The sequence below is a fragment of the Pseudomonas fluorescens genome (assembly GCF_001708445.1).
In the GTDB taxonomy this organism is placed as follows: domain Bacteria; phylum Pseudomonadota; class Gammaproteobacteria; order Pseudomonadales; family Pseudomonadaceae; genus Aquipseudomonas; species Aquipseudomonas gorinensis.
The window spans coordinates 2,848,310-2,865,274 of the sequence record NZ_CP015637.1; the positions used below are offsets into that span (position 1 = coordinate 2,848,310).

Sequence of the window (16,965 nt, forward strand, 5' to 3'; positions counted from 1 at the left end):
ACCCGAGATATCCCATGAGCCAGACTCTCAGCATGTACCAAAGCGTTGGTCCGTCCGCTTTCAGCAATATGACCTGCCAGATGGCACCGTACTTCGGCACCATCAACCCGGAAATTTCTGTATTGGCCCCCGGCCGCGGTGAAGTGAAGGTGCCGTTTCGCAAGGAAATCACCAATCACCTGGCGTCCGTTCACGCTATCGCGCTGTGCAACGCGGCAGAACTGGCGGGCGGCATGATGACCGAAGTGTCCATCCCCAGCGGCGCTCGCTGGATTCCTAAAGGCATGAGCGTCGAATATTTGGCCAAGGCCAAAACGTCCATCCACGCGATTGCCGACGGTAGCGAAATCGACTGGCAGACCTCGGGCGACAAGATTGTTCCGGTCGATATCTTCGACGAGGCCGGGGTGAAGGTCTTTACGGCACGCATCACCATGAATGTGAAAGTCGGCTAGATCGCCTGGGTTACCCGCCGTTCCGGGCAGGAGCGGCGGGTCGGGCTTAGGCAACGCGATGTGAACGACATCGGGCGGTCGTACCAATAAAGGGTCACTTGCGGTGTGATCGAATGTGCAGTCAATCGCGGCTTTTCGTTTGGAGCGTCCTGACGGGCCGTTCCGGGATGGGGACCTCAAATTAGCGGGGCGGCGTTTTTTTAAGGTCGAAATTTATCCCTGGCTATGCCCCCAATCGCAGCCAATATGCGATCGATTACGAATGGCAATTTCTGACCGAAAACCAAGGTGCAGCTAGGTGGCTTTCAGTGTGCGTCCATCCATCACGTGAATCGTCCCGGATTTTCTAGACACGTTGTAAGCAGACGGGTATCTCGTCTTGCGTATAAGTTAACTCCTTGCTCACTCGCCCGCTGCATCGGCAGGCGAGTGAGGACGCCCTTCAGAAAGGCATACGCAAACGCGCTAATGCGCAGTTTTCATCGGCCCGAGGATGGAAAACGCATAAGTCGTCATCCTGCCCAAAGGGCTGTATGGCGATTGGCTGAGGCCTCTCTGCTGCGGGACAGTATGGGGTTAATGCGGCAATATCCAGCGGATCGCCTGTTAAGCGAGGCTTGCTAGAACAGGCCGGCTGGTATTCCCAGAACAGCACTGACCATTTGTCCAAAATTAAACATTTTTGTGCTGATTTGTTGCCCTTATCTGTAGCGCTTGGCATTATTTGGCCATTACTCGACGCTGGCGCAGGGATGGCCGCGACACTCACCTATTTCTGTGCGTCCTCTTGGGCGTCAGCCTAGTGCCTTCCTATCTCTGCATCCCCTCCATTTCTGATTTTTGTGGTTCACATAAATGAGTTTTTTTCGAAAGCTGCTGGCTTTCATCGTCCAACTATTCAGTCGGAAGGATGAGCCGGATAGCGATGTACTGCCGAACATTGATCCTGAGAAAATCCAACGGGAACTTCGTGTTGTTGAGCTAGCAAAGCTGCGTGGAGCAGCGGGTGTGCCGTCTAGTACAGCGACCCAGTTGTCAGATGTTGAGCACAGTATTCGAGGGACGCTCGGAAGAATGCGCGAGCAGATACTCAAGTACGGCGAGCGGTCGCTCAAAATTCTGGATAACCGCTTGGACTCGATTGATGTGACCCGGGAGATCAAGCGCACGATTGCATTGGGTGAGGAGTTTGAGCGAAACGCTGATCAAGACATTTCAAAAATGGACGGCGAGCTAACGGAGCTTCAGCAGGTAGCTGAGGATAAGGCCCGTGCGCTGGAGGCGTTTCGCGAGCAGCACAAGTTGCAAGGTCGGCTTGCAGAGGCGTCCGATGGAGATGCGAAATGGAAGAATGGCGGCCTGCTGATCGCGATGATTGTCATTGAGGGGGCGGGAAACGCCTTTTTGTTTTCAGAGGGCATCGCCAGCGGTTATGTCGGCGGATTTGTAACTGCATTGATGCTTTCGGCATTTAACGTATTTGTATGCTTCTTTCTCGGTAGGGCCAGTACTTATAAAAACCATATAAAATCCTCTCTGGCTTTTGCAGGATATTTCGCGTTCGTTGCCTCCTTGCTGAGCATGGTCACTGTTGGTCTAGGAACTGCGTATTTCCGTTTTGTGTTGCCTCAACTGGAAGATGAATCGCAATCAGCGATTGCGCTGATTCTCGGCTATGTCCACACGTCGGTCCTTCCATTTCAGGACATCAGCACGTGCGCGTTATTTGCCCTGACGGTTATTTTCGGGCTGATGGCTGTTTATAAAGGTTATACCTGGACAGATCGTTATCCAGGGTACGCGAGGGTTTACCTGGCTTACGAAGACGCGCAACGGAGTTATGTTTTTGTAATTGAGGCGTTACGACAAGTGCTTGAACAGCGCAAGGTCGAATCCTTGCTGCTGATCGACCAGAACGTTGATCGTGCCTCATCCGCCATCCAAAACTTCAAGCGAAGTATGAGCCAAAAAGCGGTCATCAAGAAAGTTGTGGATGAGCGCATGGTGCTGGCTGACGAAACACTGACCAGTCTGGTTCGGACATACCGAATTGAAAACGAAATGGCCCGCCCTCGCGATAATCCACCGCCGGCCTATTTCGACGAGCCGGTGACTTTTGTTAAGGCTGAGATGCCCGACTTTGGCACCGAAAAGGACGAGCTAAAACTGGCCGAACAAGAACGCTTGATGCACGAAATGATCTCCAGTCTCGAGACGATCAGAGCCCGAATCCAATCGTCCTTTAACCAGAAATACGATCAAGTACAGCCGCTGCAGCAGCTATTTTAAGGAGAGCAGAATGGCAATTTATGCCCAGAAAAAAGGGCTTTCCGGTAAAGTTGTCGGCGTAATGTTCGGTGGTGTCGCCCTGATTGCGGCCAGCGCGATGATTTATATCAACTTCACCCGTGAAACCTTCGATAAGGAGACTCTTTGCCCGTCTACAGGGCCTAAAGGGCAATACGTGGTGTTGATCGACAACACCTCGCCGTTCCCGTTTACTCAGAAAGTTGCTTTGGGCCAACGGCTGAAAACAATGGTCACTGAGGAGCTGCCCGAGGGCTACCTGCTCTCGGTGTTTCTGCTCGGTGAAGACTTCAAAAGCAATGAAAAACCGTTATTTGAACGCTGCAATCCTGGGCAGTGGAAGGATAGAAACCAACAGACCAATAACAAAAAGTTTGTTGATCGTGACTTTAACCAGAAATTCGTAAAGCCGTTCGATGACATCGTGCACAAGATCTCGCTGGAAGAACGCAGCAAAAACTCGCCCATTTTCCAGATGCTGCAGCTGGTAGGCATCAATGGATTTGAGCGTGCGCATGTGTCAGGTGAGCGCAGGCTGGTGATTTACTCGGACATGCTGGCAAACATGCCGGAGTTCAGCATGTATAAGGCCTCCTTGCCGCAGTACGCGGAGTTTCGCAAGACTGCTTATGGGCAAAATGCTGCAGCGCCGGGCCTGAACGGTAGCAGTGTGGCGATCAATTTGTTGGCGGCTGATCAAAAAGCGCTGCAGAGCAACAAGTTGGCCGTATTCTGGGAGCAATATTTTCAAGATAACGGTGTATCCGTGGAAGGGTTTTCCCGGGTTGAGGGGCTGTAAATGGACGTCAATAAATGGATCAGGCGCGTCAGCACCTACTTTGCGATCGCCGTAGTACTGAAAATCAGCCTGTCGATTGCCAGTCTGTTGCTAAAAGACCCTAAGTGGCTAGGGTTTGTTTTTCCACTTTCGGTGATGGTGGGCTATTGGGCCATTGGCTATACGGTTCGACAAAAATGGGACAAGCAACTCACCCTGGCAAAATTTGCCGACTCGGTTTACTACCTGGGCTTTCTATTCACTGTGGCCAGCATCATCATCTGCTTGCTGGATATTGAGAGCCTAGGCGATAACCTGAATGGAATGGCTACTCGGTTTGGCGCCGCAATGGTCAGTACCGCGCTGGGTATGTTGGCGCGGGTTACTCATACCGGATTTCGTATCGACGCTAACGACGCGGTCAGAAGTGTCGAAGAGCGGGCGATTCACGCGGCCGAAAACCTCGCGATCTCCTTTGACAATAGCTTTCAGCAGCTCGAAGTGTTCCGGGATAAAGTCGGTGTCGCTTCCCGAGAGGCGGTGCAGAGTGTCAAGGAGCAGGTCAAGGCGCTGTATGAGCACAACATCACCGCCACCGATGCTTACTTTGCCAATGCTACGCAGCAGAGCAATGAAGCCTTCTCGCTCATCCTGGAAAACACTCGGCAAGCCAGTGACAAATTGTTGATCACTATCAATGAACTGGCCGAAAAGAGCACCATCACGTTGCGTCAGATGGAAGATAACGCGTTGGATTTCGGCACGATGGCGCGTGATCGTGTAGAGCAAATGATCTTTCCAGATGACCTGTTCACCCGCAAATTGGGTGGTTCAATCGATACCTTGGCAGGCACAACGGACAGTGTCAGTGAAGGTGTTGCATGCCTCGCCGAAGATGTCAAAACTGCCACCCGCCAAGTCACCACGGCCATACGCAATCTGAACGCCAAAACTCAGACGCTGGATGAGAATCTGGTTGCTGTAGGTGCCATTGTGACCAGCCAGGAGCGTCTGGTGGATGCGATGAAACAGCAGAGCAAAGAGGTCATGGACAGCGTTGAGCGTGTGCAGAAAGAGTACCTGGATTCGCTGGACGACCAACAAGAGGAGTACCTCAACGAAATCAAGACTCGCCAGCAATCGGTTGAACGCATTGCAGACAAGCTGGAGGCCCTGAGCATTCGAATCGAAAACGCCGATACGGTAGAGCGACTGAGTACTGAAGTCACTGATACCCTGAAGGGTGTACGTGAGGTCACTCAGACCAACCGAGACGTTTTGGCTGAGCGTCTTGAGCTCAGCCTGGCGCCGCTGATCCAGGCACTGGTTGAGAGTAATGAAAGGAATCAGGGGATCGCTGCACGTATGGAGCAGCACAATCGTGTGATCGAAACCGTTCACAGCCAGATGGATGCCCTGATCACTAAGATCGGCGACGTATCGATTGGGGAGTCGGCCAATCAACATGCTGAGCCTGCCCGCCCGGCTGATGCGAGAACCGCCTGATGAGCGGAAAGAACGATCAGGTTTTTCAGCTCTCACTTACCGAAATCTTTATCATCGTCTGCTTTATTTTGTTGTTGCTAATGGGGTACCAGATTTTTAAGTTAACCCATAAAAATCAGGCGTTGAATGAGAAAATGGCCGCCTTCCAAGATCTGGATATACGTGAAAAGGCGATCAGTACAGCAGCCGAGGCCTTGAAGGCACGTATGACCGCATTAGGTGTGCGTAAGCCTGATGAGATCATCAGCAAACTGATAGATGCCTCCAAAGCCAATGCAGAGCTGGATCGCTTGAAAGTGCTCTTGACCCAAAAAGATCAAGAGCTGACTGCTCTTGCAGCCATCGAAAAAGCGTTGATGGAAGTGGCTGGCCAGAAGAAAGGTGATGACGCCAAGCAACTGATACTAGAAACCATGATGTCGTTTGAGCAGTTGAAAAAGCTGGTTGTCGATCCTGATGACGAAAGCGACGCGCAGCCTACCGATGTGGTGAAGCGTGTCGCGGCGTTAAAGGCTCAGGAAGACATGCTAGGGGCAGCTTTCGGGACAACAAATGATCAACTCCAGCAAACAATCAAGCATGCTGTGGCCTTGATTCAGGCAGAAAAAAGTGGCGTAAATCCGGTTGAGTTGCAGAGAGCGAATAAAGACTTACGGGGCCAAGTTCAGTTTCTGCAGAACCGCTTAAATAAGGGGCGCGGCGGCGACCTTCCACCGTGTTGGGTGAATGAGGTCACGGGCAAGCCGGAGATGTTCCTCACGGTCAAACTCAGTGAGAACAATCTCACATTCGAACCTGCCTGGCCGCCTGCCCGTCAGGAGGACGCGATGGCGCTGCCAGGTATTGGCGAGTTGATGTCCTCTACCACCCGCACCTATGAAAGCTTTATTCAAGCGGCTAAACCGGTATCGGATTTGGGTTCACAAAAAGAGTGTAAGTACTACGTGCGTTTGGCTAGCCAGATTCAGGATGCAGTTACGTCTGATCGGCGCCGGCTGACAGTTGAGAATTTATTTTACAAAGTGGAAGTCAGGCGGTAAGGGATTCGTCTTGAAATACCTTGGTGTTGTTCGGACAGGAGATTGTCCGAACAACACCAACCTCTCAAGGTTTAGATTCAGCTCATCGACTGTCTTTGGGCAAAGCAAACAGCGGTTGAGATATCGAGCGATATGGAAGCAAAAGACTTCACGAGCAACGATTCCGGCAACGCCCAATCCCACTTTTCGCGCAACATGTTCTGTACGTCCTCCAAAATCGAATTGAGGTCACTTGGGTCCAGGCCTCCAACAACCGCAAGTGCCTCTTTTGCCTGATCGATATTCGCATCGATTTCTATAGCCAGACCCGAGTTATCACAAAAAAGGCCCGCATGATTAAGCAGCAGCCTTAATGCATCATTAGCGTAATCACCCAACCAACTAATCAAATAACATTTCCCACCCGACTCGATAAGGTACCGCTCACCAAGCCCCAATAAGGCAAAAGTTTTCCGGGCCTCTTCGAGTAAAGCTTTGGCACCATGATCGATAAAAGGGCAGGGGCTGGAGTCCGCTAAGACTGCTCGCATCTCCGCGCGTACGGCGTCATGTACCATTGCGCCCAAGCCATCGAACGGTGGAGGAGCACCGCCGCGTGCCGCTGAGACGATGATGACCTTGGCCTGCAGGTCAACATCACGCACCTGCCATCGACGGCCACCGAAGATAATGCGTTGGTCTTTGGTCAGCGGACGGCTAACGGGGACCGAGCCCAAGGCTTTACCGTCGCATACCAGACGGAATTCTTCATCGCTAGTGAATGCGCTGTAGAACTCATAGTGATTGATCATGCGCTCACCAACTGTTCCAGGCAGCAGCAATCCTGAGCTGTCCTGGACAATCAATTCGTGCTCCCCAAGAGATTTGAGTAGTTTCACAAAGTCCGGTTTTTCAATACCTTGAAATGCGCCTTCAGCAATCAAGTTTTTCCATAGGTCGGCAGCCGAAGCGCCGCCGCATTGAGCAATGATAGAAAGGCATTGCTGAACCAAGGTGGAGGCATGAATGCCCTGCGCTCTGGGAGGTTCAAACCAACCTCTGGTCAGCAGTCGAACCATGGCAATTGTTTGTACCAACCCTTGGCGTAATTGGTCGGATAAGCCAGATTTATCCGTGAGCGGTGATTCTTTACAGTAAACGCGTAACGTTGCTTTCTCTCCTGGGCGTCTGCCGGAACGCCCTAAACGTTGACGCAGACTTGCCACGGAAGGTGGGGCACCAATTTGCACCACCGTTTTGATACTGCCGATGTCTATTCCGAGTTCAAGGGTTGTAGTGCAAATCGCCGATGCTGGCCGGTCTCCGGCTTTCAGCGCATGTTCAGCCTGCTCCCGCAAGTCTTTCGAGAGACTGCCGTGATGAGGCCAGAACTCGTTGGGCACGCCGTCTTTCTCGCATCGTCGGCGCAGTTGGTCTGCGTACCATTCAACCTGGGACCGACTATTCGGGAATATCAAGTTATTGCTGCCGCGTAGTACCTGGTAGAGATGCTCCGCAATCGCGAAGTCGGGGCTTGCCTCATTTTCCGTTTCGTCTTCATTCCCCTCATGCTCATTGGGTTGAGCAGGTTTCTTTTTAAGCTCGCTCATTGGCGGCTGAATGTAGCCGCGAACTTGCACCTGAAGTGTCTGGTTAGCGTTTTTCGATTCAATAACGGTAACGTTATCGGCATTGGCTGGGCGCAAAAACGCTGACGCCATCTGCATATCGCCGAGGGTGGCTGAAAGCCCAACCCTAGGAAGGCGCCTCCCCGCAGCAAGTTCAACCCTGTGCATCAATGACTGAAGTTGTTTGCCTCGCTCACTGCCGATGAAAGCGTGTAGTTCGTCCACGACGATATAGCGCAGGTGTTGGAATACCCCGCCGAGACTTGAGCCACGGTTGACGAACAATGCTTCAAGAGATTCGGGAGTGATCAGCAGCACGCCTTCAGATGATTTGAGAAAACGGTGTTTTTTGCTGGATGAAACATCTCCGTGCCAAGCGACAACAGGGATCTCAAGCTGCTCACAGAGTCGGCTTAACCTGTCCCATTGATCGTTAATCAAGGCCTTGAGCGGACTGATATACAGCACCGCGCCAGGCGGATCATCGTTATTGAGCAGATTCGTCAGGATGGGCAAGAAGGCGGCTTCGGTTTTGCCAGCGGCTGTTGCTGCGGCGATGATGACGTCCTGATCGGCGTGCACCAAAACAGGCACGGCCCATTCCTGGGCGTCGCGAAGGGAGGTCCAACCTTCAGCCCAAATCCAGCGCTGGATTCGGGGCTCTAGCTGTTCGAAGCCTGATGAATCAGAGTGTGAAGGTGGCAAGTTCATCGTCCGCATCGACCTTCATATCATCCTCACCGCCGGAATCCTTGGCGACCTCGACCGCCCCTAGCAGTGTTCGCCAATCGGCCCCTGGGTTTTGCTCCAGGATGGCCAGTAGATTGATGAACGCTGTGATTGTGGTGCGCGGTGTGCGGAAGTAGGCTTCCCCTAGGCGTTGGTTGCAGTGAGCCATAAACAGAGGAAGCGCCTCGTCAGGCAGCAAATACTTTTCGGCATCGCCGCCGGCATATACGTGGCGGAGTTTTTGAAGCAGTACGTAGAAGTCCTCAGGGGTAAGACTGGTAAGGCGAATGACCGGCCCCGAGAGATCCACCAGTCCGGTTTTGGCAAACGAGTTCTCAGCCAATCGCGACTGCAGGGCGGGGTAGCTGAATAACCCTCGACGAGTGTCCATCAAAAACTCGGGCGTGCCGCCTAGCACGAAACCCAATCCTTCGGATGACCCTTGCAATGAGTCGTTGAGGATGCGGAGGATCTGTTCGTAGTTGGCATTACGAGCCTGCGTATTCGCCAGTTTGTAGAGGTTAACCAGTTCGTCGAGGCATATCATCAGGCCACCGAACCCTGCGAGTCTGACGAACCTGGAAAGCAATTTGAGCTGGTCGTAGACGGAGGCGTCGTCAATGATCGTCCGCACGCTCAGGGCAGCGCGGGCATCGGTTTTGGTGGTGAATTCTCCGCGTAGCCAACGAATGGCGTCCGCCTTCAGTTGCTCATTGCCTTCCTCAAAGCCGCGGCAGTAGGCAGCGATCACCTCGGCAAAGTCATAGCCATTAACCATTTCGGTCAATTCGGCCAAGTGTTTACGAATTACTGTCTCGCTGTCGGTACCCGCTGCCTTGGCTTCTGTTTTGGCCTGGGAAATGAATTTCTCCACGATGCCTTGCATGGCACCACCGTCAGGCTTTGTGCGCGTTGACATATTCTTGGCCAGTTCGGAGTAAAGCGAGCGAGCTTGCCCCCCAGTGGCGTGTAACCGGCGGTCAGGGTTCAAGTCGGCATGCATGGTCACGAGTTTTCGTTCCATGGCGATAGCACGAACCAGGTTCAGAAAGAACGTTTTACCTGCGCCGTACTCGCCTATCACCACCCGAAACGCTGATCCGCTTTCCACCAGGCGTTCGACATCCTTGATCAGAGCATCAAGCTCACCTACACGGCCAACCTGAATCAGGTGCTGACCAACACGTGGCACTACGCCCGCGCGTAACGATTGAATGACCGCATCGCGATCCTTGGCTCTGATAGTGCTCATAGGGCTAATTCTTCCAGGATGTCTGTGTTTATCTCGACCGGGTCGTCGCCTTCTGTGACGGGCATGTCGAATCGTTCAAAAGCCATGTCGTTAATTTGTTCCAGAGCGCCATCGAGCATCAGCTCCATGTCGCTGGCAGCGATTTCCAGTTCTGCGCGGGTCCATTCCGGGCGAGAGATCAACAGGCGGAGGAAGGCCGAGTGTTCCAGATCAAGCCCAGGCACGTCCACGCTCGACTCCGAATTCGGTTCAGCGCTTTCAGTCGGCCGCTCCGGCTCCTCAACCTGATCCTCAGTGAACACCTTGGCGAGGAGGGCGGAGACCTCCGCTGTCTCCCGCTGAAGCTGTGCAATCCGATCATGATCAAGGACGAAACCTTGTTTCGAAGATGAGGCAGGCTGCGCGCCGGGTTCGGCGGATGGGTAAGTGGTGGCAGGCGTCACGGCGATACCCACACCGGCTGCCGCCCCATGGAGGTCGCTGTAAAGCAACTGGCTATCCAATTGCAGTGCCTTATAAACACGCTCCAGCAACTTCACTTCCGCAGGGCTGACGATGCCATCGGCCTGCGCCAGATGAGCGAGGAAGCCGGCAATGGTGCGTTTTGCATCGACGGGCAAGGGATCGAGCTTTTTCTTAAGGCTAGCAAGCGTGGGTGGTTGTTGGAGTTGGATTTGCAGATGTGCTTTGAGGCGTTTGTGATGGGCACCGCTCAAGTGACTCCATGAATCGATATGCTGAGCAAGCAGTGTGATTTCTTCGTTGGAGGTATCACCGTCGGCCGAAGCCACCGCACTGGCCAAATCAAGGGTTACCGATGCAGCGTTGTATGCAGCAGACGCACGGAGTGATCCATCTTCAGGCTGGGTTACAAACAACGCGATCCGGTCCTGGGCTTTTGGCGTCTTGCTACCACCCAGTACGTCGGGTTCCATTCCAATATGCAGCGACTCCAATGCGCGGGCCAGAGCGAGTACTTTGTCTCGAGACAACGCGCCCGCGCTTTTAAAGCGTCCTGCGAGCTCTCCAAAACTCATGACGATCAGGTCGTTACCAATCCTAGACCGCAACTCATCCAATTCATCGTGGGCTGCCTTCGGCCAGAGCGCGACAGGAAGCTGCAGGAGCCCCTCAAGTGCCTCTGCGCTTTCAGGGTTTCTTCCCAAATAACGGCTGTAGGGCTCAACTTCGTTGGTGCATTGCTCGACCAGCAGTTGCAAAATTTTACGTGTGCCCGAGGTTGCCATGATGTCAGGTAGATCCCCCAGGGTAAGCGTGGGGGCCTTTATTACGGCAGAGGCAGGGCGATAGCTGGCCTTCAGCTTGGTTTTGTTCTGCGCCAATGTCAGGCCCGCAGGATAAGTGTTTTCGTACTTGAGCTTGAACAAGCGTGAAAACACATCTTTGCAGCGTATGACTGGCGTGCGTTTACTGATGTTGGGGTCAGCCAACGCCCATGCCAGTGCCCAATCGGCATTCAGCGGATGCTTATTGGCTGCGTGCTGACCTAAACCAATGCGCAGCGGCAAAGGCATTTCGTAGCTGTGTTCGGCCACATTGGGTGGCAGGCCAAGGTAGAGATTCGCGTCAACAACGCGGTTGCCTAGGTAGTCAAGGAAGCCTTCTGCATAGCCTCGGAATGACCCATTTCCTCTATAAATACTCAGTAGACGCCGGACCTCGTCGACTATTAGAGGAACCTCATTAATGACCTTTGAATCGTAAATGGGATCAATGAGGGCTCGACGTTCTAAACCGTAGAAAAACAAAAATACATAGCCGGTATCCGCCAACGGATCACTACGCCCACCTGCGAGCCATTGCAGGTATCCGCGTCGCGCTTGCGGTGTAATGGAGTGAAAGCTCGGCCAATAAGACATCAGTCGCTCATTGAGGTCGACGTAGTTCTTGGCAATCCGAAGCTTTGGGTTGATCAGTGAAGGCTCTTGAGCATCATGTGTGCTACCGAGTGTGCTCCCGATATAAAACATGCCGCCAGGCAGGGAGAAGCCGGCAACTTCGATGATTTCGCCAGCAGGCACCCAGCGGGCGTCGGCCTTCTGTGAGCTGATACTTGGAATTTTAAAGGTATTGGCAGGGGGAGAGCCGAGTTGCACCGTATAAAACTCGGGGCTTTCCTCATTGTCCCTATTGCTCGTCGAGACTTCACGCATGGAAAACGTTACGCCCAAGCTTTGTGGCTGTTGCGGGCGTACATTCTTTGCAGCGGATGCTTGAAGCTGATTGAGCCGGCGTTTTCCGCGTTCGGCCAGCAGCCACATAATGGTGCCGATACCCGCTATGACACCGATCGCTATCCAGGCATTTTTTGGGATAGCAGCGAGAGCACTGAATGCCAGAGCAAAAATAATAAGTATGCCGGTGCCACCGGAGTTTTTTGCTTTCTTCCTTGCCATGTGTCATTTCAACCTTGAAAAATGGGTGCTGGCGCAATGGCAGTATCCAATATTTCTAACGCTTGAGCCAATGGCTTGGCTGAGCAGATGATCGGAAAGTTGAACGATCTTGGATGTAGGTCATTTCAGCTCAAGATTTGATGCTTAACGCATTTCATCTGAACGTCACGGCGTTTACGTGAGCCATCCTCAGTAATTTCAAGCATCAGTAGTGAGACCTGCCTGACAACAACTTGAGTCTAACGAAGCCTTCCGCCCCCATTAGTAGATACGGACCATATACCCAGGCGGATATTCCTGTGGGACGCTCGGTTAATCGCTGGTTCGACACGCCGTTCGAGCATCCGTGGTTGCCGGCAGTGGCGGATTATTTCCAGCGCTTGAGCGAACTTGCCGGATCCCTCCTGCAGGGCATAGGTGCCACGGGGTGGCGTAGGGGCGCCCTGATGCAGTGTCCTGCTGGCCCTCGGCATCGTTGGAAACGATCACGTGCCGCTGTCGTCTTGGCCGAATGATGGTGCGCTACCATCATTGTCGATCACACGACTCCTCACTTCTTCTCGTATGGAGGTTCTCAGCTATTAACTGAAGTTATCGACTAGCGCTCACGGCGGCTGGGAACGACGCCGGGGAGACTTTTCGAGAACGGAACTGTTGAGCCTTAGACTGAGGGCATCCTTTTCAAAACATCCAAAGCATGCCCTCAGATGTGCCCCCAATGTACCAATCCACTGGAAGTGGATGGAGCTCCATGGTTTGTGGAAAGGCAAAAATGATCAGATGAACAGCCTGCCCGACGACGCCTAGAGACTCTCAGGATCGCCGAAAAACATTTTGACTGGGCTCTAGGACGGTAGTTATCACCCGAAAAAATCGAATCGTGCCCCCAGTTTTGCCCCCTTTATCAACCAGCTGATTCTCGCCAACTATCCACCCGGTGCTTATTTCAACTTACTTCTGGGGCGCATGCTGTCGATTTTCCCCTACGGCACCCTGACCTGCCGATGGCCGCAGCTGAACAGGCGAGTATCGTACTTCTGGAGCGTGATTCCGTTCTTCTGCGAGTTACGACCGAACGTTTATGTCGCGCTGGCCTGCAACGGCCACGGCACTTGCTGGGCGCGCCGAAGCCGGCGTGAAATCCGCCTGAGCCGATACTGTTGAACGAAATGAACTTCACCCTTCATAGCGAGCAGTTAAACGCGGGGCTGGAGGGCTGATCGAGAGCTAGTAGCTGACAGCGCTGTGGGCATCAGGGCACTTACGCTTTGACGCTGGGGCCATCGATGCACTCCATGACCCACCGCAGCAGTTTGTCCGACTTGCTCGTGGACCCTTGAGCGCCATTCTGCAGCGCCAGATCGTGGTGTTCAGGCAGATCTGAGCTGGCGTAGATGAAATAAGGGGTCAGGTTGCCTGCTTCGCGCAGGGCCTTGAGCAAGACATAGCCTTCAGCCGATCCCTCCCTACGGCCCATATCGGAAATGATCACGGCAAAACGGCGCTTCTCAAGCGTCTCCAAGGCCTCGTCGGTGGACAGCGCCAAGGTGCAGCGCACTTGTTGGGAGGCCAGAGCGTGGCGCTCCCACTCGTTGTTACCCGGCCGATCGTCGACCCACAGGACCTGACGCATCCAGCGACTGTCGCTAATGGCCGACAGTGGCTCCTCGAACACCCTCACCGTCCTGCCATCGCTGAACGCGATGCGTTGCCCGGTCGCCGAAAGTCCCAGCCTCACATGCCTGACCTCGGCGAGCGCGGTGATGACCTGCCAGCTGTTCAGTCGGGTCATGCTCAGGGTGTCCCATAGGTCCAGACGTCCATACGCAGTCAACGTGGCGAAGCGATGGCCATCGGCGCTTGCCGCCGCCTCTCGCAAGATGCCGTTAAGGTACCGGGGTTGCCGGTCGAGCAACGGCTGCGACGTGCGGTTGGAAACCCGCATATCATGGATCGAACCCTGGTGCAGGAAGCCTGCCGCGGTAATGGCGAAGACGGAGTCATCCAGCGTCCAGCCGGCAAATATCTGGTCATGCAACAAGGTATGCACGTTGTCCTCCTTGCGCAGGTCGCAGATGGACAGCAGGGGGACTTCGGGGGGGTGGAGTTTTCTGGCAGTGCTGGGGGACAGCAAGCGGGGTTCCTCTCCTGCGATCCACCAGCGCCGGTCCAAGGGTGAAAAGACCGGTCGTCGTGGGATGCCTTCACCTGAAATCACCTCTTTCAGAGGGGCGTTTTGATCCTCTCGGTCGCGCTTGATGTAGGTCGAGCCTTGCGCATCCATGCAGACCAATTGCTCCGCACCGGGCTGCTCGTTTCGAGACCCGCGAGGTGTTTCGAGTGCGGGACGGACGAACAGGTGAGTCAACGGAATTGACGAACGATGGAAGGCCAGCAGCCCGCTGTCGATGTCGCCACTCAGGCTTTTGCGACCCACATTCAATGCGGCCACTGTCGTTGCCGCACCATCATGGCTTGCGATGCCGATCTGGTTCTCCGAGAGCCACGTCATGGCCGTTATCGGCTCGTTCTCCGTAGGTAACAACCGCTGTATTCGTTTGCAAAGTGTATTGGTCAGCCAACTCAGCTTCGCCCAGAACTCAGAAGTCGATAGGTACCCAGATGCCTGCAGATCACGCTCTTTCAGGTGAATGGTTTTGTGGATCAGAGGATGGGCGGAACGCTTTGCGCCCATCTCCACGCAAGAGGAGAGGATGTTCTTGCGCGCGATGAAACGTTCTATCGCGGTAAACTGCAGCGGTTGGGCATGGGCCCAGCGTGAATACTCGCTCGTCTGGAATATCAACAAGGCCTGAGCCGGATTTCGCCGGTTGTTCAACACGATGGGATTGCGCAGCCGCTTGATCCGGACACGACCCGGCAGGCGCGCCATCAGTGCTTCGCTGAGGCGACGAACGATCATCTTGATGGCTTCGAGCTTTCCGCCTTCGTCCTCAGGCCCTGCCGGCACCCACCAGTACAGGACCAAGGTCGGTTTTCTGATGCTGGCGACGTTTTTCTGCTGGCGCAGGGTCCTGCTGTCGGTTTCGTGGGCCGGTCGCCAGAGATCGATCCCGCTGAAGGTGCGAATCGCCAGGCGTTCTTCATCGAAAGGCGACCATTGCAGTTCCTGGACCGGTTCACGCAACGTGCGTGTCCACTGGTTCTGTGCGGACTGCAAGGGTGGAGCTGGTTTGGGCGCAGGTGATCCTTGGTCCGGGTCGGGCTCCGTAGAATGTACTGGTGTCGGCTTTCCGGGTTTTTGCGCTGTGCTGCTGGTCGCGCGCGGCCGCAGGCCGATCCGTTCGAGAAACCCCCGGGAAACCATGGCGAATGCTTGGTGCTCGGACGACAGCTCGTGCAACTGTTCGTCACTCCAGGTCTCTACCACCGCACGCATGTCCAGGGTGCTGTCATGCATGCGTTCCAGATAGCGTCCGACGAGCAACTGCGTCTCCAGCCCCAAGACCTTGGGCATGCCTTGCTGCAACAGGGGGCGCACGCCTTCGATGAAATCGTAGGTCAGGGTATCGGCTGGGGTGTCAGCGGATGAGGGCTGTACTTTCAGCAAGCCACCGAGGACAAATTCGGCCAAATGCGAGGTATCCGAGTGTGGCAGCATCGCCTGCTGTACCCAGCGCATCACCGGGAAGCTCAGCGGTGCGGTCACCGACAGGTGCTGGGCAAGTAGTCGGGCAAGGGGGGACGACGCCATGCGGTATTGCATGGCCAGGCGCTTGGCGTCCACAGGAGGCGACGTCTGCTCTTGCACCTCATCCGCCGCTGGCACTTCCGGTTCACGCTCATCCAGCAGGATGGCGGCCATCGACCCTGCGCGCCCCATCAGCAGCCTGGCCCAAGCACTCAAGGGCTGAACCGCCAGTTCGACCAAGGGAATGGCCAGCCGGGCATCGTCGCGTACCGCAGCGTTGCTGAGGTGGAGTACGCGGACATCCAGCGCGCGTGCAGGAACCAATGCCCGTGCGCTGCTGACTGAGGCGTCCGGGGTGCCGGTCCAGGTCCGTGACCATAAGCGGCCGGGCAGGGTGTGCAGCAGCGCAACCGGCTGGCGCGCCGCCAGGCCGCGCAGCAGTTTCAGGTAGGTGCCGTCCCACCATCCGTTGCTGGTGAAGTCGCTGGCGATCAGGATGATCTCCCCAGGCCACCATTTGATGCGCTCTGCCGACCGCTCGACGCCGATGGGCTGGCCTTGCCGGTCGAGTTCACTAAGCACCGCCATGGGCGCTTCTGCGCCGGCTTCGCGCTCGCCCAGCGACCACTCGCGCTGCAACTTGAAGGTGCCCTGGCCATGGAACAATGCCGCCAGCTCATCTAACGGCTGCGTCCACAGGGCGTTGGTGCCGCTGCGTTCCCTGATCAGGCTCAGACGCAGCGAGCGGCGCGAACCTGGCATGAACACCGGCTTCAGTGCTTGCAGGCTGTCCTCGGCGACGCTTCGGACCATCGCCCGTTCGTCGAGCCGTTGCGAAGGTTGGCGGTGTTGTGAGCGCAGTTGCTTCACTGCGCGCTTGAACGCGGCGCGCTCGGGCAGCGAGGGAAGAACGCCAAGCGCTGCCGTCTGTCCCGCGACCGGGCTTGCGGCAGTCGGGACGAGCGGGATGTCATCGACGACTGGCGAGGTTGGAGGCGGGCTCTCGACCGTGGCCGGCAGGGCGGGCGTGCTAGTAGACGTGTCGATGGGCGCCTCCACGTCTTCCTGCCATGCAGGCTCGCTGGGGCGCTGCGCGAGCGGCTTCTCTGCGGCGTTATGCGCGCCCATGGCCATTCGCAGCCACAGTGTGTTGGCGATACTGTCGCTGTCCACCGACGCGCCACTTTCGCGCAACGCCTTTATCAACGTGTCGAGCATGGTC

Annotated in this window: 9 protein-coding genes and 1 pseudogene; 6 read left to right on the forward strand and 4 right to left on the reverse strand. The window is 55.1% G+C overall.

Annotated elements, in window-relative coordinates; translation table 11 throughout:
• Nucleotides 1-14: 14 nt before the first annotated feature.
• The 5 genes from A7317_RS12675 to A7317_RS12695 all read left to right on the forward strand — a co-directional run bounded on the left by A7317_RS12675 (nt 15) and on the right by A7317_RS12695 (nt 6,086).
• Complete coding sequence (locus A7317_RS12675; RefSeq protein ID WP_069075953.1) at nt 15-455, forward strand: hotdog fold domain-containing protein; 441 nt, start codon at nt 15-17, stop codon at nt 453-455.
• Between the two features lie 855 nt (nt 456-1,310).
• Nucleotides 1,311-2,744 carry a hypothetical protein gene (locus A7317_RS12680; RefSeq protein ID WP_024075609.1) on the forward strand — a complete coding sequence of 478 codons (1,434 nt, stop codon included), beginning with the start codon at nt 1,311-1,313 and terminating at the stop codon, nt 2,742-2,744.
• Between the two features lie 10 nt (nt 2,745-2,754).
• Nucleotides 2,755-3,561 (forward strand): hypothetical protein, encoded by an 807-nt coding sequence (locus A7317_RS12685; protein WP_024075608.1) that lies wholly within the window; start codon nt 2,755-2,757, stop codon nt 3,559-3,561.
• The gene (locus A7317_RS12690) at nt 3,562-5,046 is read left to right on the forward strand and encodes a hypothetical protein (protein WP_024075607.1); all 1,485 of its coding nucleotides are present in this window, start codon (nt 3,562-3,564) and stop codon (nt 5,044-5,046) included.
• On the forward strand, nt 5,046-6,086 hold the full coding sequence (locus tag A7317_RS12695; protein ID WP_024075606.1) for a hypothetical protein: 1,041 nt from the start codon (nt 5,046-5,048) through the stop codon (nt 6,084-6,086). Before A7317_RS12690 ends, A7317_RS12695 begins: the two co-directional genes overlap by 1 nt.
• Nucleotides 6,087-6,163: 77 nt before the next feature.
• On the opposite strand, the gene A7317_RS12700 is transcribed toward A7317_RS12695, so the two are convergent.
• The 3 genes from A7317_RS12700 to A7317_RS12710 are packed head-to-tail and all read right to left on the reverse strand — an operon-like array spanning nt 6,164 to nt 12,091.
• Nucleotides 6,164-8,335 carry a DEAD/DEAH box helicase gene (locus A7317_RS12700; RefSeq protein WP_069077394.1) on the reverse strand — a complete coding sequence of 724 codons (2,172 nt, stop codon included), beginning with the start codon at nt 8,333-8,335 and terminating at the stop codon, nt 6,164-6,166.
• Nucleotides 8,336-8,378: 43 nt separating this feature from the next.
• Nucleotides 8,379-9,674, reverse strand: a complete 1,296-nt coding sequence (locus tag A7317_RS12705) for an ATP-binding protein (protein ID WP_024075604.1) — start codon at nt 9,672-9,674, stop codon at nt 8,379-8,381.
• Nucleotides 9,671-12,091, reverse strand: a complete 2,421-nt coding sequence (locus A7317_RS12710) for a TerB N-terminal domain-containing protein (protein WP_024075603.1) — start codon at nt 12,089-12,091, stop codon at nt 9,671-9,673. The genes A7317_RS12705 and A7317_RS12710 overlap by 4 nt, the downstream gene beginning before the upstream one ends.
• A 278-nt stretch (nt 12,092-12,369) precedes the next feature.
• On the opposite strand from A7317_RS12710, the pseudogene A7317_RS31045 reads away from it, so the two are divergent.
• Nucleotides 12,370-12,516, forward strand: a pseudogene (locus tag A7317_RS31045) (glutathione S-transferase); the annotation flags it as partial.
• A gap of 836 nt (nt 12,517-13,352) precedes the next feature.
• Here A7317_RS31045 and A7317_RS12715 read toward each other — a convergent pair.
• Complete coding sequence (locus tag A7317_RS12715; RefSeq protein ID WP_024075602.1) at nt 13,353-16,961, reverse strand: response regulator; 3,609 nt, start codon at nt 16,959-16,961, stop codon at nt 13,353-13,355.
• Between the last annotated feature and the right edge of the window lie 4 nt (nt 16,962-16,965).